The sequence below is a fragment of the Rhodococcus sp. HM1 genome, from assembly GCF_023218075.1.
In the GTDB taxonomy this organism is placed as follows: Bacteria; Actinomycetota; Actinomycetes; order Mycobacteriales; family Mycobacteriaceae; genus Rhodococcus.
In genome coordinates this window covers 1-6,177 of record NZ_JALPTB010000135.1, presented here as the reverse complement: position 1 = coordinate 6,177, position 6,177 = coordinate 1, and the positions used below count along the sequence as shown (strand labels likewise).

At 72.9% G+C, this 6,177-nt stretch carries 4 protein-coding genes; 3 read left to right on the top strand and 1 reads right to left on the bottom strand.

All coding sequences use genetic code 11. The features are described 5' to 3' along the window. Positions 1 to 58 precede the first annotated feature (58 nt). Positions 59 to 2,746, top strand: coding sequence for an RNA helicase (locus tag M1M07_RS31695; protein WP_248676690.1), 2,688 nt, complete (start codon positions 59 to 61; stop codon positions 2,744 to 2,746). Positions 2,747 to 2,906: 160 nt separating this feature from the next. Continuing rightward, a complete protein-coding gene (locus M1M07_RS31690; protein ID WP_197251649.1) occupies positions 2,907 to 3,818 on the top strand; it encodes a DUF4333 domain-containing protein in 912 nt (303 codons plus the stop codon). Between the two features lie 33 nt (positions 3,819 to 3,851). Here M1M07_RS31690 and M1M07_RS31685 read toward each other — a convergent pair whose 3' ends face one another. Beyond that, positions 3,852 to 4,841 carry a 5'-3' exonuclease gene (locus M1M07_RS31685; RefSeq protein ID WP_248676689.1) on the bottom strand — a complete coding sequence of 330 codons (990 nt, stop codon included), beginning with the start codon at positions 4,839 to 4,841 and terminating at the stop codon, positions 3,852 to 3,854. 34 nt (positions 4,842 to 4,875) lie between these two features. On the opposite strand from M1M07_RS31685, the gene M1M07_RS31680 reads away from it, so the two are divergent. Continuing rightward, positions 4,876 to 6,006, top strand: a complete 1,131-nt coding sequence (locus M1M07_RS31680) for a Xaa-Pro peptidase family protein (protein WP_197255895.1) — start codon at positions 4,876 to 4,878, stop codon at positions 6,004 to 6,006. Positions 6,007 to 6,177 lie beyond the last annotated feature (171 nt).

Sequence of the window (6,177 nt, the reverse complement as noted above, 5' to 3'; positions counted from 1 at the left end):
CCCCGACGCACCCCGACTACTCCGACACGCTGTGACCGATCAGCCGGCTCCGGCCGCCATGCCCCATCGGCTCACCGCCTTCGCCGCGGCGCTGCCGTTCACCCTCGACCCGTTCCAGGTGCAGGCCTGCCGTGCCCTCGACGGCGGCCACTTGGTGCTGGTGTGCGCGCCCACCGGCGCCGGGAAGACCGTGGTCGGGGAGTTCGCGGTGTACCTGGCGTTGCACGGCGGCGGCAAGTGCTTCTACACGACCCCGATCAAGGCGCTGAGCAACCAGAAGTACGCGGACCTGTGCGCCCGCCACGGCAAGGACGCGGTCGGGTTGCTCACCGGCGACCAGTCCGTCAACCCGGGCGCGCCGGTGGTGGTGATGACCACCGAAGTGCTGCGCAACATGATCTACGCGTCCTCGACCAGCCTCATCGGGCTGACCTACGTGGTGATGGACGAGGTGCACTTCCTCGCCGACCGGTTCCGCGGCGCCGTGTGGGAAGAGGTCATCCTGCACCTGCCCGAGGACGTCCGGCTGGTCAGCCTGTCCGCGACCGTGTCCAACGCCGAGGAGTTCGGGGACTGGATCACCACCGTGCGCGGCGACACCACCGTCGTCGTCGACGAGGTGCGGCCGATTCCGCTGCACCAGCACATGATGGTCGGCCCCCGCATCTACGACCTGTTCGACCGGCGCGCTCACCCCGACGACGGCGGCCGCCGCAGCGTCGTGGTCAACCCCGAACTGCTCTCGCAGGTGCGCCGCCGGCTGACGCTCGACCGCGCCGACTCCTGGGACCGGGGCCGCGGCCCCGGCGGCTTCCGGCCGCTCCCACGACCCGAGGTCATCTCCCGCCTGGACCGCGAGGGGCTGCTCCCGGCGATCACCTTCGTCTTCAGCCGCGCCGGCTGCGACGCCGCGGTCGCCCAGTGCCTGCGCGGCGGCATCCGGCTCACCTCCGACGAGGAAGCCGCCCGGATCCGGGCGATCGTCGACGAACACACCCGCGACCTGCCGCGCGCCGACCTCGAGGTGCTCGGCTTCTCGCAGTGGCGCCTCGCCCTCGAACGCGGCATCGCCGCGCACCACGCGGGCATGCTGCCCGCGTTCCGGCACACCGTCGAGGACCTGTTCGTGCGCGGGCTGGTGCGGGCGGTGTTCGCCACCGAAACCCTCGCGCTCGGCATCAACATGCCGGCCCGCACAGTCGTGCTCGAACGCCTGGTCAAGTACAACGGGGAAACCCACGCCGAACTGACCCCCGGCGAGTACACGCAGCTCACCGGCCGGGCCGGGAGGCGCGGCATCGACGTCGAGGGGCATGCGGTGGTGCTGTGGCAGCCCGGGGTGGAACCGGCCGCCGTCGCCGGGCTCGCCTCCACCCGCACCTTCCCGCTGCGCAGCTCGTTCCGCCCGTCCTACAACATGGCCGTCAACCTCATCGACGCGGTCGGGATCACCCGGTCGCGGGCCCTGCTGGAGATGTCGTTCGCCCAGTTCCAGGCCGACAAATCGGTGGTGGGCCTGACCCGCGGCATCGAACGCAACGAGGCGGCCCTGGCGGAGCTGCGGGACCGGCTCGGCGGCGACGACAGCGACATCCTCGACTACCTGCGGCTGCGGGCGCAGCTGACCGACCTGGAGCGTGCCCGGGAACGGCAGGGTCGGCAGGACCGGCGGCGGGCGGCCGTCGAATCGCTGCTGGCGTTGCGGCGCGGCGACATCGTCGCGGTGCCCGGCGGGCGCCGCGCGGGACTGGCCGTGGTGATCGAACCCGACCAGAGCGTGGACGAGCCGCGCCCGCTGGTGGTCACCGCCGACGCCTGGTCCGGCCGGTTGTCGGCCGCGGACTTCCCGGCGCCCGCGCAGGTGGTGGGCCGGTTGCGGTTGCCGCGGCACGTCAACCACCGCACCGGGCGGGGACGGCGCGATCTCGCGTCGTCGCTGCGGTCGACGGGCATCCCGGTGCCGCGCCGCCCGAAGCGCACCAAGACCGGCGGCGACACCCGGGAGATCGACGCGTTGCGGCGCCGGCTGCGGCAGCACCCGGCCCGCAAGGACCCCGAACTGGAGAAGCTCGCCCGGGTCGGGGACCGCTACAACCGGCTGGCGCGGGAACTGGCCCAGCAGCGGCAGAAGGTCGCGGCGACGACGAACTCGCTGGCCCGCACGTTCGAGCGGATCGTCGCGCTGCTCACCGAACGCGGCTACCTGACCGCCGGATCGGACCCGGAGACCACCGAGGCGGGGGAGCGGCTGGCCCGCATCTACGGCGAGGCCGATCTGCTCGTCGCCGAATGCCTGCGCAAGCGGGTGTGGGCGGGGTTGTCCCCGGCGGAGCTCGCCGCGGTGGTGTCGGCGGTGGTGTACGAGTCGCGGATCGAAGGCGGCGGCGAGGTGATGCGCGGCCCGACCGAACCAGTGCGCCGCGCGCTCGCCGAGACCGTGCGGTTGTGCGACGGGCTGCGCGCCGACGAGGTGCGGCACAAGCTGCCGCCCACGCGCGAACCGGATCTCGGGTTCGTCGCGGCGCTGTACACGTGGGTGAACACCCAGTCGCTGGCCGAGGCGCTGCTCGCCGCCGGGGGCGGCAGCCGGGACCTGTCGGCCGGTGATTTCGTGCGCTGGTGCCGTCAGGTGATCGATCTGCTCGATCAGATCCGCACGTGCGCGCAGGACCCGGAGATCGTGAAGACGGCGGGTCGGGCCGTCGCCGCGATCCGGCGCGGGGTCGTCGACGTGGACGCGGTGTGATCGCCCCGGCGGGGTGATTGCCTGGGCGGCAGGACGTTGCGGTTCGGCTCGGCGGACACCGTCGCGGCCGGATGTGGTTTGATTCGCGCTGCGGCACGGCTTCCACGCGGTGGATGGGCGCGAAGTGGATCAACGAAGTGAAGGTGAGTGGGAGGCGACGATGAGCGGGCCGAACGAACCCCAGGAGCAGTCCGGAAACGCGGCCGGTCAGGAACCGACCCAGCAGTGGGCGCGCCCCGGCAGCGCCGCCCAGGGGGCGGAGCCGACGCAGGCGTTCGACGCCTCGTCCGCCGGTCACTCGCCTGCCGGGCAGGCCCCGCAGTGGGGCCCGCAGCCCGGTCCGGGTGGGGCCGCCGGTGCGCAGGGCGGTCAGGCTCAGCCGCAGTGGGGTCAGACCGGCCAACCGTGGGGCCAGCAGCCGGTGCCCGGGCAGCAGCCGTGGGGTCAGCCGGCGGCCGCCGGTGCCCAGTGGGATCAGCAGCCCGCCCAGCCGCAGCAGCAGTGGGGGCAACCGCACCCGCAACCGGGTCAGCAGTGGGGGCAGGGCGCTCCCGTCGCCGGTCAGCAGTGGGGACAACCGCAGCAGCAGTGGGGAACGGCGCAGCCGCAGTGGGGACAGCCCCCGCAGCCCGGTCAGCAGCCGCAGTGGGGACAGCCCGCGGCCGGTCAGCAGCCCTGGGGCCAGCCGCAACCGGGCCAACCCCAGCCGGGTCAGCAGCCGCAGTGGGCGCCGGCGCAGGCCGGTCAGCAGCCGCCGAAGTCGAAGAAGCCGCTGATCCTCGGTCTCGGGGCGCTGGCCCTGGTGCTGATCCTCGCGATCGTCGGGGTCCTCGTCGCCACCTCCCTCGGGTCGAAGACCCTCGATTCCGCGGCCGCCGAGGCCGGGGTCGCGAAGGTGCTGACCCAGTCCTACGGCGCCACCGCCGTCGACGACGTGTCCTGCCCCGACGGCCAGAAGGTCGAGGCGGGCAACAGCTTCGAATGCACCGTCACCGTCGACGGGCAGCATCGGTCGGTCACCCTGACCTTCACCGACGACGAGGGCACCTACGAGGTCAGCCGCCCCAACTGACCGGCCCCAAACCGATCGGAGCGGACGGTCCGGTCAGCCCGCGGCCGCGGCCAGTGCCGTGGTCAGCGTCGTGACGGACCGTCCGATCCCCAGCGTGTCGGCCAGCGCCACCAGCGCCGACGCGTCGACGGGCGCCGCGGGCAGGGCGTCGGCACCGGACAGCTGCACCGGGGCGTCGCGCGCGACCCGCACCACCGGCAGCGCCGCGTCCAGATAGTCTGCGGCCGCGGCGAGTTTGGCGCGCATGCCCTTGGCCATGCCCGACTCCGGATCGGCCGCGGCCGCCCGCATCCCGTCGAGCGATCCGTACTGCAACAGCAGGCCCGACGCGGTCTTCTCGCCGACGCCCTTGACGCCGGGCAACCCGTCGGACGGGTCGCCGCGCAGCAACGCCAACTCGGCGTAGGCGGCGCCGGCCCGCTCGGCGGGCACCCCGTACCGGTCGGCGACCTCGGTGGGCCCGAACAGTTCGGCCTTCGCCAGTCCCCGCCCGGCGTAGAGCACCCGCACCGGGACCGGGTCGTCGGCGACGACCTGCAGCAGGTCGCGGTCGCCGCTGACCACGACCACCGGGTCGGTGGTTTCCCGGGCGGCGAGGGTGCCGAGCACGTCGTCGGCCTCGAACCCGGCGGCGCCGCCGGTAGCGATCCCGGCGGCGGCCAGCACGTCCAGGATCATCGGCACCTGCGGGGTCAGGGTGTCGGGAACCTCCTCGACGGTGCCGTCCGAGCCGACCGCGACCCGGTGCGCCTTGTAGCTGGGTACCGCCGCGACCCGGAACGCCGGACGCCAGTCCAGATCCAGGCACACCACGAGCCGGTGCGGCCGGTGCCGGGTGATCAGCGAGGCCACCATGTCGGTGAAGCCGCGCACCGCGTTGACGGGACGCCCGTCGGGGGCGGTGATCGAGTCGGGCAGCGCATAGTAGGCGCGGAACCACAGGCTCGCCCCGTCGAGCAGCAGCAGCGGGCGCCGCCCGGTGTCGCCGTCCGGGGTCGTCACAGGAGTCGTCACGGTCCACATCCTGCCATCCCCGACTCGCACTACGCTGATGCCCATGAGTGCTGCCGCATCCCGATTTCCCGCCGCCCGTTACGCCGAACGTCTCACCCGCGCAGCCGAGCTCGGTGCCGCCGCCGGTCTCGATGCGCTGCTCGTGACGCCCGGACCGGACCTGCGGTACCTGCTCGGGTCCCGCGCCGAATCCTTCGAACGGCTCACCTGTCTGGTGATCCCCACCGACGGCAGCGCCGCGACGGTGGTGGTGCCGCGTCTGGAGCTGGCGTCGCTGAACGATTCGGCGGTCGCGGAGCTGGCGGTGCCGGTGCGGGACTGGGTGGACGGGCAGAACCCGTACGAGCTGGTGGCGGCGCTGCTGCCGGGTGCCGCGCGCACCGCGGTGACCGATGCGATGCCGGCGCTGCACCTGGTGCCGCTGGCCGGGTTGTTCGGGTCGGTGCCGGTGCTGGCCACCGATGTGCTGCGGGAGCTGCGGATGATCAAGGACGACGACGAGATCGAGGCGCTGCGCCGGGCCGGTGCCGCGATCGACCGGGTGCATGCCCGGATGGGTGAGTGGCTGCGGCCCGGCCGCACCGAGGCGGAGGTGGCCGCGGACATCTCCGCGGCGATCGTCGAGGAGGGCCACACCGCGGCGGCGTTCGTCATCGTCGGGTCGGGTCCGCACGGCGCCGACCCGCACCACGAGGTGTCCGATCGGGTGCTCGAGTCCGGGGACATCGTGGTCATCGACATCGGCGGTCCGGTCGAACCCGGCTACAACTCCGATTCGACCCGCACCTACAGCCTCGGCGAGCCGGATCCCGATGTGGCGGCGAAGATCGCGTTGCTCGAGGAAGCGCAGCAGGCCGCGGTCGACGCGGTCAAGCCCGGGGTGACCGCCGAGTCGGTGGATGCCGCGGCGCGGGATCTGCTGGCGGCGCAGGGGCTGGGGGAGGTGTTCGTGCACCGCACCGGGCACGGCATCGGCCTGTCGGTGCACGAGGAGCCGTACATCGTGGGCGGGAACACCGACGAACTGCGGCCGGGGATGGCGTTCAGCATCGAGCCGGGCATCTACTTCCGCGGCGAGTGGGGTGCCCGCATCGAGGACATCGTGGTGGTCACCGCCGACGGCTGCGAGCCGGTGAACCGCCGGCCGCACGGGTTGACGGTGCTGCCGGGCTGAGCGGCCGCTCGTTTCCGAACGAATGTACCCTTCGTCTCCTCAGACGGGCTGTTGCAGAATCGCGGGTCGGTCTCGCCGTGACGCGGCGGGGCCGACCTGCGGCTTTGTGTAGAATCTGTTGGTGGCCAAAGGATATCGACCCGTCGATCGCGACCAACAGTTCCTGATCCC